Source organism: Candidatus Thiothrix putei (assembly GCA_029972225.1).
Lineage (GTDB): Bacteria > Pseudomonadota > Gammaproteobacteria > Thiotrichales > Thiotrichaceae > Thiothrix > Thiothrix putei.
In genome coordinates this window covers 545,047-563,496 of the sequence record CP124756.1, presented here as the reverse complement: position 1 = coordinate 563,496, position 18,450 = coordinate 545,047, and the positions used below count along the sequence as shown (strand labels likewise).

General features: G+C 50.4%; 20 protein-coding genes and 3 pseudogenes. 8 read left to right on the top strand and 15 right to left on the bottom strand.

Translation table 11 applies throughout. From position 1 onward, the window contains the following. Window positions 1-117 precede the first annotated feature (117 nt). From QJT81_02965 to QJT81_02925, 9 genes and pseudogenes are all read right to left on the bottom strand, one after another. Window positions 118-585, bottom strand: coding sequence for a hypothetical protein (locus QJT81_02965; GenBank protein ID WGZ94960.1), 468 nt, complete (start codon window positions 583-585; stop codon window positions 118-120). A gap of 2 nt (window positions 586-587) precedes the next feature. Beyond that, on the bottom strand, window positions 588-1,286 hold the full coding sequence (locus tag QJT81_02960) for a DUF3800 domain-containing protein (GenBank protein ID WGZ94959.1): 699 nt from the start codon (window positions 1,284-1,286) through the stop codon (window positions 588-590). Then, window positions 1,286-2,548: a restriction endonuclease subunit S gene (locus QJT81_02955; GenBank protein WGZ94958.1), complete on the bottom strand. Its 1,263-nt coding sequence runs from the start codon at window positions 2,546-2,548 to the stop codon at window positions 1,286-1,288. The genes QJT81_02960 and QJT81_02955 overlap by 1 nt, the downstream gene beginning before the upstream one ends. 382 nt (window positions 2,549-2,930) lie before the next feature. Then, window positions 2,931-4,076: a PDDEXK nuclease domain-containing protein gene (locus tag QJT81_02950; GenBank protein WGZ94957.1), complete on the bottom strand. Its 1,146-nt coding sequence runs from the start codon at window positions 4,074-4,076 to the stop codon at window positions 2,931-2,933. Beyond that, the gene (locus QJT81_02945; protein WGZ94956.1) at window positions 4,069-5,589 is read right to left on the bottom strand and encodes a type I restriction-modification system subunit M; all 1,521 of its coding nucleotides are present in this window, start codon (window positions 5,587-5,589) and stop codon (window positions 4,069-4,071) included. Before QJT81_02945 ends, QJT81_02950 begins: the two co-directional genes overlap by 8 nt. A 132-nt stretch (window positions 5,590-5,721) precedes the next feature. After that, entirely contained in the window at window positions 5,722-6,072 is a 351-nt protein-coding gene (locus tag QJT81_02940; GenBank protein WGZ94955.1) for a hypothetical protein, read from the bottom strand. A gap of 17 nt (window positions 6,073-6,089) precedes the next feature. Then, a pseudogene (locus QJT81_02935) lies at window positions 6,090-7,138 on the bottom strand (IS630 family transposase). An 81-nt stretch (window positions 7,139-7,219) separates the two neighbouring features. Continuing rightward, a pseudogene (locus tag QJT81_02930) lies at window positions 7,220-7,603 on the bottom strand (amidohydrolase family protein). Between the two features lie 17 nt (window positions 7,604-7,620). Next, window positions 7,621-8,343 carry a transposase gene (locus QJT81_02925; protein WGZ94954.1) on the bottom strand — a complete coding sequence of 241 codons (723 nt, stop codon included), beginning with the start codon at window positions 8,341-8,343 and terminating at the stop codon, window positions 7,621-7,623. 118 nt (window positions 8,344-8,461) lie between these two features. On the opposite strand from QJT81_02925, the gene QJT81_02920 reads away from it, so the two are divergent. From QJT81_02920 to QJT81_02910, 3 genes are all read left to right on the top strand, one after another. Further along, on the top strand, window positions 8,462-8,632 hold the full coding sequence (locus tag QJT81_02920; protein WGZ94953.1) for a hypothetical protein: 171 nt from the start codon (window positions 8,462-8,464) through the stop codon (window positions 8,630-8,632). 139 nt (window positions 8,633-8,771) lie between these two features. Next, on the top strand, window positions 8,772-9,203 hold the full coding sequence (locus QJT81_02915) for a putative toxin-antitoxin system toxin component, PIN family (protein ID WGZ94952.1): 432 nt from the start codon (window positions 8,772-8,774) through the stop codon (window positions 9,201-9,203). Window position 9,204: 1 nt separating this feature from the next. Beyond that, on the top strand, window positions 9,205-9,432 hold the full coding sequence (locus QJT81_02910) for a CopG family transcriptional regulator (protein WGZ94951.1): 228 nt from the start codon (window positions 9,205-9,207) through the stop codon (window positions 9,430-9,432). A 37-nt stretch (window positions 9,433-9,469) separates the two neighbouring features. Here QJT81_02910 and QJT81_02905 read toward each other — a convergent pair whose 3' ends face one another. Further along, window positions 9,470-9,964, bottom strand: coding sequence for an ureidoglycolate lyase (locus QJT81_02905; GenBank protein WGZ94950.1), 495 nt, complete (start codon window positions 9,962-9,964; stop codon window positions 9,470-9,472). Then, the gene (gene alc, locus QJT81_02900; protein ID WGZ94949.1) at window positions 9,961-10,827 is read right to left on the bottom strand and encodes an allantoicase; all 867 of its coding nucleotides are present in this window, start codon (window positions 10,825-10,827) and stop codon (window positions 9,961-9,963) included. The genes QJT81_02905 and alc overlap by 4 nt, the downstream gene beginning before the upstream one ends. Before the next feature lie 191 nt (window positions 10,828-11,018). Here alc and guaD point away from each other — a divergent pair, with 191 nt between their 5' ends. Next, window positions 11,019-12,200 (top strand): guanine deaminase, encoded by a 1,182-nt coding sequence (gene guaD, locus QJT81_02895; protein ID WGZ94948.1) that lies wholly within the window; start codon window positions 11,019-11,021, stop codon window positions 12,198-12,200. Here guaD and ung read toward each other — a convergent pair. After that, window positions 12,175-12,861 (bottom strand): uracil-DNA glycosylase, encoded by a 687-nt coding sequence (gene ung / locus QJT81_02890; protein WGZ96444.1) that lies wholly within the window; start codon window positions 12,859-12,861, stop codon window positions 12,175-12,177. The two genes, guaD and ung, sit on opposite strands and share 26 nt — an antisense overlap. Before the next feature lie 156 nt (window positions 12,862-13,017). On the opposite strand from ung, the gene QJT81_02885 reads away from it, so the two are divergent. The 3 genes from QJT81_02885 (at window position 13,018) to QJT81_02875 (ending at window position 15,000) form a co-directional block, all read left to right on the top strand. After that, window positions 13,018-13,191 carry a hypothetical protein gene (locus QJT81_02885; GenBank protein WGZ94947.1) on the top strand — a complete coding sequence of 58 codons (174 nt, stop codon included), beginning with the start codon at window positions 13,018-13,020 and terminating at the stop codon, window positions 13,189-13,191. A gap of 118 nt (window positions 13,192-13,309) precedes the next feature. Beyond that, entirely contained in the window at window positions 13,310-14,260 is a 951-nt protein-coding gene (gene lipA / locus QJT81_02880) for a lipoyl synthase (GenBank protein WGZ94946.1), read from the top strand. After that, entirely contained in the window at window positions 14,257-15,000 is a 744-nt protein-coding gene (locus QJT81_02875; protein ID WGZ94945.1) for a YdcF family protein, read from the top strand. The genes lipA and QJT81_02875 overlap by 4 nt, the downstream gene beginning before the upstream one ends. On the opposite strand, the gene QJT81_02870 is transcribed toward QJT81_02875, so the two are convergent. From QJT81_02870 to QJT81_02860, 3 genes and pseudogenes are all read right to left on the bottom strand, one after another. After that, window positions 14,997-15,332 carry a hypothetical protein gene (locus tag QJT81_02870; protein WGZ94944.1) on the bottom strand — a complete coding sequence of 112 codons (336 nt, stop codon included), beginning with the start codon at window positions 15,330-15,332 and terminating at the stop codon, window positions 14,997-14,999. The two genes, QJT81_02875 and QJT81_02870, sit on opposite strands and share 4 nt — an antisense overlap. An 11-nt stretch (window positions 15,333-15,343) precedes the next feature. Further along, a pseudogene (locus QJT81_02865) lies at window positions 15,344-16,392 on the bottom strand (IS630 family transposase). Between the two features lie 60 nt (window positions 16,393-16,452). Then, on the bottom strand, window positions 16,453-16,935 hold the full coding sequence (locus QJT81_02860) for a hypothetical protein (GenBank protein WGZ94943.1): 483 nt from the start codon (window positions 16,933-16,935) through the stop codon (window positions 16,453-16,455). 85 nt (window positions 16,936-17,020) lie between these two features. Between QJT81_02860 and QJT81_02855 the strand changes: the two genes are divergently transcribed. Continuing rightward, window positions 17,021-18,442, top strand: a complete 1,422-nt coding sequence (locus QJT81_02855; protein WGZ94942.1) for a transposase — start codon at window positions 17,021-17,023, stop codon at window positions 18,440-18,442. Window positions 18,443-18,450: the final 8 nt, after the last annotated feature.

The following is an 18,450-nucleotide window of genomic DNA, read 5'->3' as shown; positions in this document are numbered from 1 at the left end:
GAATCTTGTAAAAAACCTTACGAGTCACTATCCTCTATTTCGGATTCACTGCCCATCGGCAGATGAACGTACCGAGGCTTCTGTCTGCTGAGCCAGCGTAGCGAATCAGCGGCAAACTTATTTCTTTAGTTTTTCCAAGCACTTAATCAAATTCCATTTAGGTGACTTTCTGATCTCGTCGATACTTCTGTCGGCTTCATAGCAAGTAACAAAGTTGCCTTTCATCTCACCTTTTTGATTTAAGCCAAGCTCAATCACAACGACGAAATCATCGTAAACGACGCTGACGCGCCGATCTTCATCATGACAGCGTTCAGCTTTGTTCCATCCCATGAACAGTTCCGCATCAGGATTTTCTAACGTTGCTTTGATCCAGTCCATGCGCTGCGCCCTAACGGGGCAGAATTCATCTTTCGCACCTGACCTTCCCTGCGAATTACGGTAGAAGGCGTGTCCAAATTTTTGTGGTTTGAAGAAAACACGGATACCGTCGAATGTCACGATATTGCCACGGCAATAGCAACGTTCGTAATGTTCCCGATAGGCACGGGGTGAGTCCAGTAACAACAAGGACGGGGTAGACACCGTTACCAACCTCCTTGTAAGTTGATCTTGAAAGTGTTGAATTTGTGTTCAGAACGGTAAGTTGCCGCCAAGGGACGGTTTAATTTTTGTTCCAGATACAAGACCAGCGCCTCTTTTGCACTGCCTTGCCGTAAGGTGTGGTTCATACGGGCAGAAGCCATGCCTAACAGCAAATCTGCTAACTGGATCAATACGACCTGTTTTGATGGCAAGGCTTGTACATCCTGAATCTGGGAGTTCAAATTGGCATTGCGCAGGCAGGCTTTCAATGTTTCCAAACGCTTGAGGTCACGATTGGTTTTCACATCACAAAAAACGCGGTAACTGTTAAAATCCAGTATCCAGTGGTGTAGCACCTGATAGTAGAATTTATAAAATCCCAGTTCATTATCCTGTTTGTGCAAGCGGTCATTAAAATCTTTGTGATCTATGGCAATGCAGCGAAAACGTAGTTGCTCACCATAACTCTCATAAAGATCAATGATTTCTTTGTAAAATTCCAACTTGGCGTAACTGATCTTGCGCCACTTAATTTCCCCCCACGCATTATGTTTCTCCCGCAGTTGCCAGATTCGCTCTTTGATTTCCTCCCGAAGGCTGGCGGGCAACCAAAGGCTACCAATCATCAAGAACTGGGCAGTTGGTTTCTGTGAAGCAAATAATTCAGGATGGTTCTCATCACAATAAACTTCAAAGTCCATTAGTTAACCTCCGTCACTTTCACCCGCCGTTTCCCCGTCAACAACTGCTGCATCAGGGCTTTCTTCTCCTGCTTCAAACCCTCAAGCTTTTGCTGCAAAACCTCAATGTCACGATCAGCCGCCGAAAGCACCGAAACAATTTTATTTTGCTCTTCAAGTGATGGGAGTGGCACATGAATAGAGCTAAAATCATCCCATCGCAGACTTCCCCTTCTATCAACAGATGCATTAGTTGATGCAGAAAATATCTGGCGATAATGATCAGCTTTAAGAAGGGCAAACAGATACTTGTTATTGATCTTCGTCTGATTGGCTTTAAAAATTATGTAAATAGGGCTGACGATGCCAACGTCATAAAGGTTTTGAAGACCGATTGATCCCTCTTCAATATGATTGGAAGGAAAACCAAAGCAACCTCTGGGAATAATGCGGTATCCGCTGGTATCATCACTGTATACTTTTTTCTTAAAATACTTTAGTGAATCCACGAATCCTTCATGTTTTGAGCAGGAGAGAACTGGGTAGTTGCTTTGATCAACATTCTTTCCAGAAACTTGCTCACAAATTTCTCTTATTGCAGGAAATCCCCAATCACTAGGAATTCTTCCATAACGTACTTCTTTAAATTCAAAAGAATTATCCTTGAAACCAAACCGCTTCTTCCCTGTCAGCAATTGCTGCATCAGGGCTTTTTTCTGCTGCTGACTGTTGGCAAGCAGTTGTTCGGTGGTGGTGATGGCTTTGTCCCAAGTGGAGAGGATTTGGGCGATTTTCTCTTCCTCTGCTTTTGATGATGCCGAAATTAAGGGAAGCTCACTCAAAATGGAAGTATTCATGTTAGGCATAGTCTGCCCCACCGCACTCTGCTCAAGCCACTTTCTTGTAGAGTCCCTTTGTAAAAAATAGGCAATAAACTGAGATGAATAATTTTTACTGGGAGTGGCTTTTAAGCAACCCGTTCCGCACAGAACACCTTCACTCAATTCGTCAATGAGTGCAAATCTTGCAACATCGCCCCTTCTACTGAAAAGCAAGTCCCCATATTTCAGTTTATGCTTTTTGAGTTCCGATGCTTTCTCTTTCGTAACTTTAGCTGCTGATTTCAAATCAGCCCTACAGTTATTTAAATCTTTAGGCATCAAAACAGCAACACCATCATCTACATATTCATGGGAATGAAGTTGGCTACCAAATGGTCCCGTTTGAAGTTTGCCAGCGCAAACTTCTCCAAGTGTTGTGTGCTTCCATCCGTGTGGAATCATGCTTTCACCCCCAACGCTTGCCCGTAAGCACTTTTGCTTGTTTCAAGCATAGTCGAGATTCTGCTTCGCAGAATTGACCCCCACCTAACCTCCCCCTTACTAGGGGGAGGAACAAGAACGCACGACTCTCTTACTCCCTCCCCTGGCAAGGGGAGGGTTGGGGTGGGGTCTCTTCCAGCACAACCTAGAAAATGCTGCCCTCTTACTCCCTCCCCTGGCAAGGGGGCGCAAGCGCCGCGAATAGCGGCTGGACGGGTTGGGGTGGGGTCATCTTCCCGCAAGTAGTGCGTCCAACTCAATTTGGTACGCACTGCGTTCCAAATGGGATAAGCCAAATAAATTGTGCGGCAGTGTCGCATAATTTGGGTTAAGCAAGTAAAACTCATGCCTTATATCCTGTTGAGTATGCGCCGAGCCTTTCTTCTACCCGCTGCTGCTCTTCTTGCAGTTCCCGCTCAATTTCTTCAATGCTAGGCAAGCTGGTTTTGAGTTCTTCGGGTAATGTTCTGGTGAGTTGTTGCTGCCATTCGGCAACACCAATGGGTTTATTATAACTGGCAAGTGCATATTCAACGATCAGGTTGTTTTTTTCCTTTACCAGCAAGAGACCGATAGTAGGTTGGTCATCGGGATGGCGGAGTTGCTCGTCTATGATGGTTTGGTACATCTGAAGTTGACTGACAAAACCGGGGGTAAATTTACCCATTTTGAGTTCCACCACCACATAGCAACGCAACTTGAGGTGATAAAACAGCAAGTCAGCATAGAAATCTTCGTCGCCTACCTCCAAATGCACTTGTCGTCCCACAAAGGCAAAACCTTGCCCCAGTTCCACCAAAAACTTTTCCAGATGGTGGATGAGTTGCTGTTCAAGTTCTGCTTCCCTGCGTGGCACATCCGTACCCAAGAAATCGAACAGGTAAGGGTCTTTGAAAAGCTGTACCGCCATATCTGATTGTTCAGGTGGAAGTGTTGCCGGAAAGTTGTTTTGACTTTGCCCTTGGCGTAAATGCAGCCTGTTTTCAATTTGCAAATACAGTATATCCCTGCTCCAACCGTACTCTAGCGTGCGACTGGCATACCATAGGCGTTCATTAGAACAATGCAATTTATCCAGTAGAACAATATTTGCACGCCAAGAAATTAGTGCAACGGTGCGTTGCACTAATTCACGATCGTCCCAATTTTCAGCAAACTTGCGCATATATTTGAGATTACGAGGACTAAAACCGCTCATTTCGGGAAAGGCTTGTTTAAGATCGTAAGCAAGGCGGTCGATAACTTTTGCTCCCCAGCCTTCCTGCTGTTGCTGTTGCAGAATTTCTTGCCCTATTTGCCAATACAACAAAATCATTTGCTGATTGGCACGCTGAACTATACGCAAACGTTCATTACCAACCAGTTTACGCAAACTGTCGAGCAAAGCTGGATAATTAGCCGGAAGATCGGACAAAGTGGTTGGCGTTGGCATCATAACAGCAGGATTGCTGGACTCGCCCCGCTGTTTACGTTGTTGTTTGTCACTCATACCCCAACTCCTGCAAATACCCCGCCATCTCCGTTTCCAACGCCACCAACTGCTGTTGCAGTTGCAGCCGCTCGCGCCGTACCGCCATCAAATCAATGGTTTCCTCTTCCTCAAAGGTATCGACATAGCGCGGAATATTCAGGTTGTAATCGTTCTCGCGGATTTCGGCGAGGCTGGCGAGGTAGGCATATTTCTCCACGCTTTTGCCAGTCTGGTACGTTTCCAGCACCTTGCGGATATTCTCCGCCGTCAGCAAATTCTGGTTCTTGCCCGCCTTGCACTCGCGGCTGGCATCAATGAACAACACGTTGGTATCGTGCTTATCCTTGCGGAACAGCAGAATCGCCGCCGGAATGCCCGTGCCGTAAAACAGCTTTTCCGGCAAACCAATCACCGCATCCAGCAAGTTTTCCTCAATCAGCTTCTGGCGGATTTGCCCCTCGGATGAACCCCGGAACAACACCCCATGCGGAACCACCACGCCCATGCGCCCGGTATCCGGTTTCAGCGTTTCGATCATGTGCAGGATGAAAGCATAGTCGCCCTTGGTTTTGGGCGGAATGCCGCGCCGGAAACGGCTGAACTTGTCGTTTTCCGCGTCGTCATGCCCCCATTTATCCAGTGAAAACGGCGGGTTGGCGGTCACGATGTCAAACAGCATCAGGTTGCCGTTTTTATCCAGCAATTTGGGATTGCGGATGGTGTCGCCCCATTCAATCTTGTGGTTATCTTCGCCGTGCAGGAACATATTCATCTTCGCCAGCGACCAAGTAGAGCCAATCGCCTCCTGCCCATACAGCGCGTATTGCCTGCTGCCGAAGTTGGCGACGATCTTGCGCCCACACTTCATCAGCAACGACCCCGAACCACACGCCGGGTCACAAATGCTGTCGCCCGGTTGCGGCTCTAATAGCTCCGCCATCAAATCGGACACTTCCGGCGGGGTATAAAATTCGCCCGCCTTTTGCCCACCGCTGGCAGCAAAGTTCTTGATCATGTACTCGTAGGCATTGCCAATCACATCCAGCGTCCCCACGCGGCTGGGTTTCAGGTTGAGTTCCGGCTTGGCGAAATCTTCCAGCAAGTGGCGCAAGATGGTGTTTTTCTGCTTTTCCTCGCCCAGCTTGTCAGTGTTAAACGAAATGTCTTGGAACACGCTTTTGCCCGCATCCTTGAGTTTCGTGCCGTTGGCTTCCTCAATCGCGTGCAGGGCTTGGTCAATGCGCTCACCGTTACCCGGTTCATGACGACGCTCATACAAGGCGTAGAAACTGGCGATGGGCGGCAACACAAAGCGTTCGCTTTTCATCATTTCAGTAATCAGTTCCGGCTCATCGCCATACTCCACCTGATAGCGTTCGTAATGATCCTGCCACACATCCGAGATGTACTTGAGGAACAGCATGGTGAGGATGAAATCCTTGTAAGTATCGGCACTGATCGTACCGCGAAAGGTGTCGCAGGCTGCCCACAGGGCTTTGTTGATGCTGTCTTGGCTGATGGTGTCGTTCATGCCTATTCCTTTTTGCACCGCTTAAATGCTTATGAAAGCACTCAAGCATAGCAAGCCCAGACACCTACAGTAACTAAAATGCCAAGACGAGGTGGTAGACAAGCAATTGTCTACCACCCACAAAGGAAGGGATCAGAACAGGAAGTAACGCTGCGCCAACGGCAATTCGCTCGCCGGTTCGCAAATCAGCAATTCACCATCCGCCCGCACCTGATAGGTTTGCGAATCGACTTCAATCACCGGCTGGTAGTCGTTGTGAATCATGCTGGCTTTGCTGATAGTGCGGCAGTTTTTCACCACCCCAATCAGGCTTTGCAACCCCAATTGCTGATGCACACCGGCGTTGTACCCCGCTTGCGAGAGGAAGGTCATGGTGGTGGCGTGTTTGGCTTTGCCGAATGCGCCGAACATGGGACGGTAATGCACCGGTTGCGGCGTTGGAATCGAGGCATTCGGATCACCCATCGGTGCAGCGATAATCATCCCGCCTTTGATATACCTTACAGCGTCAAGACCTGAACATTTTTAAAGGTTTGAAAATTTGTTGTCATCAACTGGGTCAGTTCTTTCTTGTGATCGGTATCCAGCTTGTCGAGACAGTTGGTGATGGCCGCCTTGAAAGCGGGAAACTTATCATAGTATTTCGAGTACAAGCATTTTTTCTTGACGAACTTCCACAACCGTTCAATCAGATTGAGGTTGGGTGAATAGGTCGGTAAAAATAATAGTTCAATATTGAGCCTTTTCGCACAGGCAAACACGGCTTCACAGCGTTGATACTTGGCATTATCCAAGACCAAAGTGATCGGTATTTTGAGTGCTAACGCTGCAATTTTTTCCAATAATTCACACACGCTGTTAGCGTTGATATAGGAGTCGTTAGTGATCGTGATGAGTTGTAGCGTTATCGCATTGAGTGCGCCCAATACGTTGTAGCGTTGTCGACCACAGGGGGCTTTGATGAATACGCGGGAAAATGACCACAAAAACCCCAGAAACGGTGCTAACACGAAGTGGGCGGCATCGACAAAAAAAGGGCGCGTTTGCCCTCCTTAGCCTCCTGAATGCGCGGTTTTAGTTCATTTTCCAGGAACTTTTCTTGTGCTTCCACATCAGCTTTGGCGGGTATCATCCCCACTTTATGGATGTCCATCCCTATTTTCTTCATAAAGACACGTACCCTGTCCTCACTGCGTTTGATGCCTGTCAGCTCCTCAATCTTAGCGGCTGCCGCCTTGCTGGTTGCGGGGGGATATTCACGAAAATAGGCTTCAATCTTGTCTTTATATGCCATCAAATCACTCTGTGGTTTATTGAATCGTATTTCTTTAAGAGCTTCTAAACCGTTAGGTTGTAGGTAGGCGTTTAGGTAGGCAAGCAGCGTGGCTTCTGTAATCCTTTCCAATCGTTTGATTTCCTTATGCGTCAACTGTTGGGATTTCAGGTACAGCACGGACATTTTCTTACGGACTCTGGGATGAGGATGGCGCTCCTTCCAGTAGAACAGCTCCGCTATCTCATCCTCAGTGAAAGTGATTTTTAATGTCATACATTACTCATGGCTGCTTTTGTTACCAGTCATCTAACCATATTTCCCTGATCAAAAAAACTATTTTATGGCACGGACTGGTATAATCAGGCTCGGTTTTGCACCGAAAAATGCCGGTTTCCACAACACCAAATCCGCGAGTTTGCCGACTTCGATTGAACCGACTTCGTGGGAAATGCCGTGCGTAATCGCGGGATTGATGGTGTATTTAGCGATGTAACGTTTGGCGCGGAAGTTGTCGTGCGTGGCGGGATCAGTGCCGAGGCTGCCGCGTTGCACTTTCATTTTGTGCGCGGTTTGCCAAGTGCGGATGATGACTTCGCCGACGCGCCCCATCGCTTGCGAATCCGACGAGATCATCGAAAATGCGCCCAAGTCGTGCAAAATGTCTTCGGCAGCAATGGTTTCGCGGCGGATGCGGCTTTCGGCAAATGCCACGTCTTCGGCAATCGCAGGCGACAGGTGGCGCGAAATCAAAGGGGTCAGACTCGATTGGTTTTCATTGCTTGGTATTGTTTGGATTTACGGTCTCCGCCTTTTGCCGCTGGCGCAACGGGGCGATCCAGCTCGGCGGCTATTTTTTCTTTGAAATAGTCGCTGCCTAGTACCCACGATTTGTTGGTGGCTTCGCGGATTTCGTTCAATGCTTTGGTGTCCAGCAGGGTGGTGAACAATTCGCGGTAGGCGTGTTGCCGTTGTGGTGGTGTGTTACCCAAGTGTTCATACGTCCAGTGCGGGACGAGCAAAGGGTTAGCTTCGCCCAAAGCGTTGGCACGGTAGCTTGACCACGGGTATGCGGCGGGATGATCCGCCATGCCTTGCGCACGTACTGGGTTCATTTCGATGTAGCGGTAACAGGTCAGGGCATAGGCTTCACTGTCGATCAGGGTGGCTTTGTAGCGACCTTCCCATAACGTGCCGGTGCGCTGGTAGGTTTTGTTGAAATACTGCACATAATAGCGCCCGATCATCTGCATGGCTTTCGCGAGGCCGTCTTCTTTGTGGGGTGTAATCAAGAGGTGGATGTGGTTGGTCATCAGCACATAGGCGTGTACGTCGCAGGCGTGCTTGTCGCAAGCCAACTTGAGCTTTTCCAGATAAAAACGGTAGTCATCATCGGCATAAAACACGGGTTCGCGGTTATTGCCACGGATGATCACATGTTGCGGCTGACCGATCAGCACGAAACGCGGTTGGCGAGGCATGGTGTCTCCAAATCAAAGAAATCAAAGGGGTCAGACTCGATTGATTATAGTAAAAGCGATAATGATAGCTCAGCGTTAGAGATCAATCAATCGAGTCTGACCCCTTTGATTCTTTGCGTTGATTGCGCCCAACTTCAAACAGTGGATGCCGCACGGGATTCATTCGCTGATCGAATCGGGCATTTTGCTGGCATCGTTTAGTGCGGTATTGCTCAACCTGTTCTTCAATGGAACGAGTAGCGATACCAGTGCGGCAGTGCGGGCGAGTGCTGAGTCAGAAGCGCATTAAAGAAACCCCTCCCCCGACCCTTTAAAGCCTCCCCTGATAAGGGGAGGTTGGAAGGGTTTCTTTTGTCGAACACGGTCATCGAGCCTGACCTCTTTGATTCCTGCTTGTGTTTTTTGTAATATTACATACAATATTGTTCATGAAATTTGTGATTGATACCAATGTGATCCTGTCGGCGCCCTACTCGAAAAAAGGCGCTTCACATCTGTTGCTGCGCTGGCTGTTCGAGCAACCACAAAAGATGAATATTGTGTCAACACCCTTGGTCATTGAGTTTGAAGATGTTTTGACCCGCCCTGAGCATTTGCAACGGTATCCAACCCTGAGTCAACAGGACATCGGTTGGTTTATTGATGACATTTGCGCGGTGTCGTGGCATCAGAAAATTTACTATTTGTGGCGACCTTATTTGCCTGATGCCAAAGACGATATGGTGCTGGAAACCGCTTTTAACGGGCAGGCGGATTACATCATTACCCATAATATCCGTGATTTCAGGGGTGTAGCGGAGTCCTTTTCCATCCAGCCGATTACCCCCGGCGATTTTTGGCGGCTACAGCAGGAGAAGTAAGATGAATTTTGCACTGAGAATACCGGACTATTACAAAGACGAGATCATGTACCTAAAAGGCGATGTCTCGATTAATCAATTCATTATCAATGCGCTGGCTGAGAAGATTTCGGCGTTGCGGACAGAAGCCTATTTGCAGGAACGGGCAAGCCGTGGTTCACGCCAACATGCATTGCGTTTGCTCGACAAGGTGGCAGATGTGCCACCGGAAGAGTATGACCGCCTTTAATCAAAAGCGGTCGGACTCGATTAGCCGGTTTTTTTCGTCAACCCTGAATATAAACCTCCTCCACAAACCGATACTCATCACAATTCCCCCCATACCCACCACTGCGGTCGATACACAGGAAATCCCGCACTTCATCCAGACTAAACTGGTAGTGATGCCAAACCCCGCGATGGTAATTGACCCCCTGACCCGCACCAACCACAAACAGCCGCAACTGTTCCAGCAACGGTTGCTCACCGGGCGGCGCAACCAACACCAGAAACGGTTTACGCTGCATGGAAAGAAACGCCTGACTGCTATGCGGATGACGTTCCATCACCTCCACTTTCAGCGGAAACTGTGCCGGTTGCGAGCGAAAAATACTCACGGTGGGTTTGCCGTCATTTTCCAACACATCCAGTTGCGCCAGATCGTGGTAACGTTCAGTACGTCCGTAATTAATGGCGTAATGCGTGCGCCCGTCACCCACTTCAATCACATCACCAAACGGCGCAAACGCTGCCGCTGTCAACGGTTCTGGTATCAGGATCATTCCTCCCTCCGTACCTTGCCAAACGCCCGCAAGCGACTCACCCCACCATCGGGATAAATATTCAAACGCAAATGCGAGACTTCCCCAATATCGCGCAGTTGCTCGACAAAGGTGAATTCGGTATCCGCCGCCAAACGTTGCGACGGCAAGATTTCCTGCCAATACAAACTTTGCGTGGCAATGCTATCCTCGTTGCCGCCCTGATACAGCGTGCCGCACACCGAACATTCATACGGGTAATTGCCTTTGAAATGCGCGGTATCAATCACCAGCCGGGTAATTTGCCCCACATACGCCAAGCGCAAAATGATCCAATCAAACCCCGGTTCACGGCGGCGACGGGTTTCCCAGCCATCGCCCATATTCACGCCTTTACCGGGTGCAATCAGGTTGCTGATATGCCCGAAATGCATGTCGCTGGCACACAACGCCCGCCCGCCATTGAGCATCGCCGCCAGATCAAGTTCGCCATCCAGCTCATCGGCACTGAGTTCGCGGCGCACTTGCCCGTAAACCCGTAACCGCGCAATGCCACCATCGGGGTAAATATTCAGGCGCAAATAATTCCACACCTCACGCGAGCCGATTTCAAACGTATTGTGTGAATTGCCCTGCAACGCCCGCGAATGCAGCAATGGAAACCAGCGGGTATTCTCATCCGGCGGCGTTTTGCTGTAACACGCTTCAATGCTGGCAGACGGCGCGAAATTGCCGGTGAAATGAGCGGTATCCAAATCGATCCCGTAAATCACGCCGGAGCAGATTTTGATAATCGCGTAATCGTAACCATCACCGCGTTTGCGACGGGTTTCCCAGCCATCCATCCACTTGCCGTTATCATCGTACTTGCCCGGAATAAACATGCCCCGTTTGCGGTGCAGTCCATGACCGTGACGTAAATGCCGCCAAGAATTTAGAAGAATACGCCGTGAGTTACACGGTGTCTGCCTGTGGAGGGGAAGGCTCTGGTCTTGGGCGCAAGCCGAAGACGAAACCAGCCCCCGTGAAGCAGGAATTCAACACCATGACTACTTTTAGTTAGCTATAGGTAGATTTGGGTAGGTTTGAAATAACGGCTGCCAGCGCGTTACTGCCACACTTGCCGGAAGGCTGCGAATTGCTGGAATTTCCCGATCATTTGATCATTCCCGGCATGATCGACACCCACATTCACTACCCGCAAACCGACATGATTGCGTCTTATGGCGAGCAACTGTTGGAATGGCTGGAAACTTATACCTTTCCCACCGAACGTCAATTTTCTGACTCGCACCATGCTCGTGAAGTGGCTGATTTTTTTCTGGGGGAATTGCTGCGTAACGGTACGACGACGGCGTGTGTATTCGGTACGGTACACCCCGAATCGGTGGATGCTTTTTTTGCTGCCGCTGAAACGCGTAACCTGCGCATGATTGCTGGCAAGGTGATGATGGATCGCAATTGCCCGGATTATCTGCAAGATACCCCGGAAAGTGCGTATCAGGACAGCAAGGCATTGATTGAAAAATGGCACGGGCGCGGGCGTTTGTCTTACGCGGTGACACCGCGTTTTGCCCCTACCTCGACACCGGAGCAACTCAGCAAGGCGGGGCAATTGTTGCAGGAATTTCCTGATGTTTACCTGCATACCCACGTTGCTGAAAACAAAGCGGAAGTGGCATGGGTGCAGGAACTGTTTCCTGATAGCCGTAGTTATCTGGATGTGTATCATCAGCATGGTTTGTTGAAACCGCGTTCCGTCATGGCGCATTGCATTTATCTGGATGAGGCGGATAAGCAGTGCATGGCGGAAACGGGCGCGGCGGTGGCGTTTTGCCCGACTTCCAACCTGTTTATCGGTAGCGGTCTGTTTGATGTGATGGATACCACGGCGCATGGAATCCGGGTCGGCATGGGCACGGATGTGGGCGGCGGCGGCAGTTTTAGTTTGCTGCAAACTGCTAACGAAGCTTACAAAGTGACCCAATTGCGTGGCAATAAGCTGTCAGCGTTCCAAATGTTGTATCTGGCAACACTGGGTGGGGCAAAGGCGCTGCATCTGGATGACAAGATTGGTAATTTCGCCCCCGGTAAAGAGGCGGATTTTGTGTTGCTGAACCCCAAAGCGACACCGTTGCTGGAACGGCGCTTGCGGCATTGTCAGGATATTGCGGAATTGCTGTTTGTGCTGATGCTGTTGGGGGATGATCGGGTGGTGAGTAAGGTGTGGATTATGGGTGAGGAAGCGACCAGTTGACCGGCGTTCTGCCATTGGCCTGCAAAAACGCATTGGCGCGGGAAAACGGTTTGCTACCAAAAAAGCCACGCCGCGCTGATAAAGGTGACGGATGTGCGCTGGCGATAATGCAGTGGCGGGTAGTGTCGATCAGCTCCGTTTTTTTCTGCGCGTGATTGCCCCACAGAATAAACACCACAGGTTGGGCTTGGACGCTAACGGCTTGGATGACCGTATCGGTGAAGGTTTCCCAGCCGCGTTTTTGATGGCTACCTGCATTGCCTGCCTCTACCGTCAGCACGGTGTTGAGCAGCAACACGCCTTGCGCTGCCCACGCTTGCAGGCAACCGGTGTGGCTGTTGTTAATACCGAGGTCGTCTTGCAATTCACGGTTGATATTGAGCAGCGAACGCGGCAACGGGGCAACATCCGGTTGCACTGAAAACGCCAGTCCGTGCGCGTGTCCGGGTGTAGGGTATGGGTCTTGACCGAGAATGACGACGTTGACCTGATCCAGCGACGTGCTTTGCAGGGCGTTGAAACGCTGTTCTGGCGGGGGCAGGATGTGTTTGCCCGCAGTAGCTTCGGTTTGCAGAAAGTGGCTTAGGGTAAGCAGATAGGGTTTGGTGAATTCTGCACCGATGGCGGTTTGCCAGCTTGGGGAGAGTGTGGTGTTTTGCATCCATTCGCCTTGTTCAACAGTCACGGGGCATGTGTTATAGCACAGCGGTGGCACGCTTCACATTACGCTATACTTCCAACATTTAGGAAATAGCTTGTTTTAATAGGCTTTTGACTCCTCACCAATCCCAATACCCCGCATCAGGTTGAAGCTGCCTTGTTTGCCTACGAAAATCCGTTATCGAAAGGCGTGATCCTCGCTGATGAAATCGGTTTAGGTAAAACCATCGAAGCGGGGTTTCTTAGTTTGCAGAAACCAAAACTTCAGACGCAATGGGCTATTCCGAAAAATCATCGAAATACCTCGTATAATCATATTATTATGGAATAATTCATGAATATCTGGAGTTCAATTCCATTATGTCCTGTTGAGATAATAACGATTAACCCTAATCAGCCGTCTTAGGTTTATAATGTCGACAATCCACCAAACGAGACACCTAAACCTCATGGAACGCAAAGAACCCGGACACAAAGAACGCGGCGCAGACAAAGTATCCCGCATCCCGATCAAGATCGAGCCAACCACCGAATTCCGCCGCAAACCGGCGTGGATCAAAGCCAAAGCTCCGACCACACCAGAAGTGAAACGCCTCAAAGCCATCTTGCGCGAACAAAAGCTCCACACTGTCTGCGAAGAAGCCGCCTGCCCCAACCTTGGCGAATGTTTCACTCACGGCACCGCCACCTTCATGATCATGGGCGACATTTGCACGCGCCGCTGCCCATTCTGCGACGTATCCCACGGCAAACCGCTGCCCTTGGATGAAGCCGAGCCGGACAATATGGCAGAAACCATTCGCGCCATGAACCTGCGTTACGTGGTGATCACCTCGGTTGACCGCGATGACTTGCGCGATGGCGGCGCGGCGCATTTCGTGAAGTGCATCCAAAAATCCCGCGAACTGAATCCGAATCTGCAAATCGAAATCCTCACCCCCGATTTTCGCGGACGCATGGAAATCGCCCTGCAAATCCTCGGAACTGCGCCGCCGGACGTGTTTAACCACAATATGGAAACCGTGCCGCGCCTCTACAAGCAATCGCGCCCCGGTGCGGATTACCAGTATTCGCTGAATTTAATCAAGGAATTCAAGCAGCTATTCCCCGACATCCCCAGCAAATCCGGCTTGATGTTGGGCTTGGGCGAAACCAAGGAAGAAGTGATTGCCACCCTGCAAGACTTACGTGACCACGACTGCGATATGTTGACACTAGGGCAATATTTACAGCCCAGCCGCCACCATCTGCCGGTGGATCGCTTCGTGCATCCTGATGAATTTGCGGAACTTGCCGAGATTGCTACGGCAATGGGTTTCAGCAAAGTGGCAAGTGGCCCGATGGTGCGCTCGTCGTATCATGCCGACCAACAAGCCGCCGGAACGTTTGCAGGCGCATGAATGTTGTCACCAGCCGCACGCTGGAATTCCTGCTATTGCCACCCGGTAACTTGGTGTTGTTTGTATTACTGGCACTGCTGCTCTACCGCTGGCGTGGCGTAATGCTAACCGTGTTATTCACAGGCATCGTGCAAACCGTGGTGTTAAGTTTGCCGGTGGTTGCCGAAAAACTCATGGTCGGGTTAGAACAGCAATACCCGCCGGTTCCCGAACTGTGGTTGCAAGCGCCTGTGCCTGAAGCGATTGTAATTTTAGGGGCAGAACGCAATCTCGAAGCCATCGAATACGCGGGTCGCATGAGTGCCAGCACCGAGTTAGAACGCCTCAATTACGCTGCACATTTGCACCGTAAAACCGGCTTGCCTATCTTGCTATCCGGCAGTGACCGGGATGTCAGCTTTATGCGGGAGGTGCTGGAAAATACCTTTCAAGTACCGTTACGCTGGCAGGAAAACCAAAGCCACACCACTTGGGAAAATGCCGCGTTCACCGATCAACTACTGGCAGATGCGGGGATTCGTTCCGCATGGGTCGTGACGCACGCTTGGCACATGCCGCGTGCCATGCAAGTGTTTGCGGGTCGGCAAGTGCAGTATCTTCCCGCTTCGCTCAGTTATGGGTCGAGTAACTTCTGGCGGCACGAATGGTTGTGGTGGGTTCCGCAAGCCAATGCGTTGGCTCGCAGCCAAACAGCCCTGCACGAATGGCTGGGGCTGCTGGCTTATGGGGTCAGGCATTAAGCCAAAGCTTGACGCTGTTCCGGGCTGAGCAAAAACGCGGCGGGTGAGAGCAAACTGTCCGGGCTGTTACGCATCCCCATGCGGATGAATACCATGACTTTTTGCGCCATGTTTTCCGCCGGATTCAGCACATAACATTCGGCCTCACGCCGGTGTAACAGCACCCCGCTTTGGATCAGCATTGCCAGTAAGGTTTTCAGGCGTGATTCTTGTTCCACCACGGTAAAGGGAATGCCGACTTGCTGCGCTTCACCTTCCAAATGCAGCGGCTGAATGTGACTGATTAAGGTGCGTAACGGCTCGGCAGGGTCAGCGTCATCGGGGGATGCCATCTGGCTATACCTTACAGCGTCAAGACCTGAACATTTTTAAAGGTTTGAAAATTTGTTGTCATCAACTGGGTCAGTTCTTTCTTGTGATCGGTATCCAGCTTGTCGAGACAGTTGGTGATGGCCGCCTTGAAAGCGGGAAACTTATCATAGTATTTCGAGTACAAGCATTTTTTCTTGACGAACTTCCACAACCGTTCAATCAGATTGAGGTTGGGTGAATAGGTCGGTAAAAATAATAGTTCAATATTGAGCCTTTTCGCACAGGCAAACACGGCTTCACAGCGTTGATACTTGGCATTATCCAAGACCAAAGTGATCGGTATTTTGAGTGCTAACGCTGCAATTTTTTCCAATAATTCACACACGCTGTTAGCGTTGATATAGGAGTCGTTAGTGATCGTGATGAGTTGTAGCGTTATCGCATTGAGTGCGCCCAATACGTTGTAGCGTTGTCGACCACAGGGGGCTTTGATGAATACGCGGGAAAATGACCACAAAAACCCCAGAAACGGTGCTAACACGAAGTGGGCGGCATCGACAAAAAAAGGGCGCGTTTGCCCTCCTTAGCCTCCTGAATGCGCGGTTTTAGTTCATTTTCCAGGAACTTTTCTTGTGCTTCCACATCAGCTTTGGCGGGTATCATCCCCACTTTATGGATGTCCATCCCTATTTTCTTCATAAAGACACGTACCCTGTCCTCACTGCGTTTGATGCCTGTCAGCTCCTCAATCTTAGCGGCTGCCGCCTTGCTGGTTGCGGGGGGATATTCACGAAAATAGGCTTCAATCTTGTCTTTATATGCCATCAAATCACTCTGTGGTTTATTGAATCGTATTTCTTTAAGAGCTTCTAAACCGTTAGGTTGTAGGTAGGCGTTTAGGTAGGCAAGCAGCGTGGCTTCTGTAATCCTTTCCAATCGTTTGATTTCCTTATGCGTCAACTGTTGGGATTTCAGGTACAGCACGGACATTTTCTTACGGACTCTGGGATGAGGATGGCGCTCCTTCCAGTAGAACAGCTCCGCTATCTCATCCTCAGTGAAAGTGATTTTTAATGTCATACATTACTCATGGCTGCTTTTGTTACCAGTCATCTAACCATATTTCCTTGATCAAAAAAACTATTTTATGGCACGGACTGGTATACCCACCAATAAACGGGTCGCAAAGGTTTGCATTTCCGGCGAATTCAGCGGAATTTCATGCTTGTGTTGCTGATAACCCGGCGCTTGATTGAACTGGAAAGCCGCTTCTTTACGCAGGTGGAATAACTTCATGAAAAACACCGCAATACCCAATAACCCATCGTAAATACTTTGGAAAATAGGCTTCCCTGGGCTTAGTAAGTAATAACGCACAATCCCTAAAAACAGTGCCACCAAGTCAAATACCGCAGCCCAGATAATCCCCACGATCACGGTGATGGAATAATTGTCGGGTGTCATCAGGGTTGCCATGGCTTTTTCCACCGGGTTTTGTACGTCACCCAAATCCTGTTTGAGCAACTGCGTCAGTGCGGTACGGCTGTCTTCGGCATTGGTCAGGGCGCGTAGTTTGGAAACTTCCACCAACAAACTATCACGCAGCGCTTCATCACTGCTCAACAGTCATAAGTTCTCCCCATTCCCCCAAGCAGCACGAAATCCCTTAGAGTAGGCGTTACCAGCGACCTATTATCCAAGGGACATCATGCTAGTTGATCTATACCAGAGCCTTCACCACTTTAAAAGTGAATTTTCGCGCCAGCGAGCATGGCTATTGTTTTGCGCCATCATCCTGAGCTTTTTAGCGGCGACCGAGATGAGCGGGGTCACGTCGATGTGCCGTTACTGGTTATCGGATGAACGGGGCTACCATCGGTTGCTCCATTTTTTTCGTGCCGGGTCTTACCATCCTGAGCGGTTACGGGCGAGCTGGCAGCGGTGGGTGTTGTCCCATGCGCCGCTGGTTGAGGTGGCGGGGCGTTTGGTGGTGCTGGGCGACCATACCCATGTGGTTAAGGATGGTGGGCGGATGCCGGGGGTCGTTTCCTTGCGGGAAACCTCGGAAACCCAAAGCAAACCGGACTATTTCCGGGGGCAGTGTTGGGGAGCCGTGGGGTTGTTGGTGGGGAGCCTGTCCGCCTGTTTCTGCCTGCCGCTGAGTTTGCAAATCCATCAGGGGTTTCGGCATTTGGGGGAAGAGGATGCTAACGACCCGACACTCAAACTGGGGACACGGGTGGTGCAGATGGCGTTGTCGTTTGCGCAGGTGAATGACCGCCCGGTGTGGCTGGTGCTGGATGCGTTCTTTGCCACGGCTTCGGTGTTCCGGCTGGCACGCTCGGTTTGGTCGGTGGCGTTACAACAACCACTGGTGCAGGTCATCACCCGCGCTAAAAAGAACTACGTGGCCTACTTCCCTGCGCCACCCAAACCGCCGGGAAGGCGTGGGCGGCAACGCCAGTACGGGATGAAGCTGGTGTTGTGGGAAGCCTTTGACCATGCTGATTTTTTCCGTGAAGTGACCCTGTGCATTTATGGCAAGGAGGAGTCGGTACGCCTGATGTCCCATACCCTGTGGTGGAAACCGTTAGGGCAGCCGCTGCAATTTGTCTGGGCAGTCACTTCCCGTGGCCCCATCCTGCTGATGTGTTCGGATTTGGTGCTGGACGCGGAAACCATCCTCACCCTGTACTGCCGACGCACCCGGATTGAAACCTTGTTTGATGCCCTGAAAAATACCATGGGCGCATTCCGCTTCCACTTCTGGAGCCGTTACCTGCCGCGCCATTCCCGGCGACCTACCGCCAATCGGCATCTCAAAGCCCCCCAAGCACAGCACCTCCCCACGGTGGTGGCCTGCTGGCAGGCAATGGAAACCTTTGTGTTGTGTGCCTGCATCGCCACCGGTTTGCTACAACTGTTTTCCCTCAAGTACCATGAGGGGCTTTGGAAGCAGCAGGTCTTGTATTTGCGCACCCGTTCCCGTGAATTGCCTTCCGAGAACACCGTGCGACAGATTTTAGCACCACTACTGGCACGGCAATTACTGCGCTCTCCCCCCAAAGCCTTCTGGTGGCGAATTAACGCGGCCGTCAACGGCGATGAGGACGATGATAGGCAAACATGAACCGCTAA

Excerpts from the sequence above, each read along its gene's own strand:
- QJT81_02925 (WGZ94954.1), bottom strand. The coding sequence starts at position 8,343 with ATGCCTCGCCAACCGCGTTTCGTGCTGATCGGTCAGCCGCAACATGTG.
- QJT81_02945 (WGZ94956.1), bottom strand. The coding sequence starts at position 5,589 with ATGAACGACACCATCAGCCAAGACAGCATCAACAAAGCCCTGTGGGCA.
- QJT81_02905 (WGZ94950.1), bottom strand. The coding sequence starts at position 9,964 with ATGATCCTGATACCAGAACCGTTGACAGCGGCAGCGTTTGCGCCGTTT.
- QJT81_02940 (WGZ94955.1), bottom strand. The coding sequence starts at position 6,072 with ATGATTATCGCTGCACCGATGGGTGATCCGAATGCCTCGATTCCAACG.
- QJT81_02870 (WGZ94944.1), bottom strand. The coding sequence starts at position 15,332 with ATGGCATCCCCCGATGACGCTGACCCTGCCGAGCCGTTACGCACCTTA.
- QJT81_02955 (WGZ94958.1), bottom strand. The coding sequence starts at position 2,548 with ATGATTCCACACGGATGGAAGCACACAACACTTGGAGAAGTTTGCGCT.
- QJT81_02915 (WGZ94952.1), top strand. The coding sequence starts at position 8,772 with ATGAAATTTGTGATTGATACCAATGTGATCCTGTCGGCGCCCTACTCG.
- QJT81_02855 (WGZ94942.1), top strand. The coding sequence starts at position 17,021 with ATGCTAGTTGATCTATACCAGAGCCTTCACCACTTTAAAAGTGAATTT.
- lipA (WGZ94946.1), top strand. The coding sequence starts at position 13,310 with ATGGAACGCAAAGAACCCGGACACAAAGAACGCGGCGCAGACAAAGTA.
- alc (WGZ94949.1), bottom strand. The coding sequence starts at position 10,827 with ATGTTTATTCCGGGCAAGTACGATGATAACGGCAAGTGGATGGATGGC.
- ung (WGZ96444.1), bottom strand. The coding sequence starts at position 12,861 with ATGCAAAACACCACACTCTCCCCAAGCTGGCAAACCGCCATCGGTGCA.
- QJT81_02960 (WGZ94959.1), bottom strand. The coding sequence starts at position 1,286 with ATGGACTTTGAAGTTTATTGTGATGAGAACCATCCTGAATTATTTGCT.
- QJT81_02950 (WGZ94957.1), bottom strand. The coding sequence starts at position 4,076 with ATGAGTGACAAACAACAACGTAAACAGCGGGGCGAGTCCAGCAATCCT.
- QJT81_02875 (WGZ94945.1), top strand. The coding sequence starts at position 14,257 with ATGAATGTTGTCACCAGCCGCACGCTGGAATTCCTGCTATTGCCACCC.
- QJT81_02910 (WGZ94951.1), top strand. The coding sequence starts at position 9,205 with ATGAATTTTGCACTGAGAATACCGGACTATTACAAAGACGAGATCATG.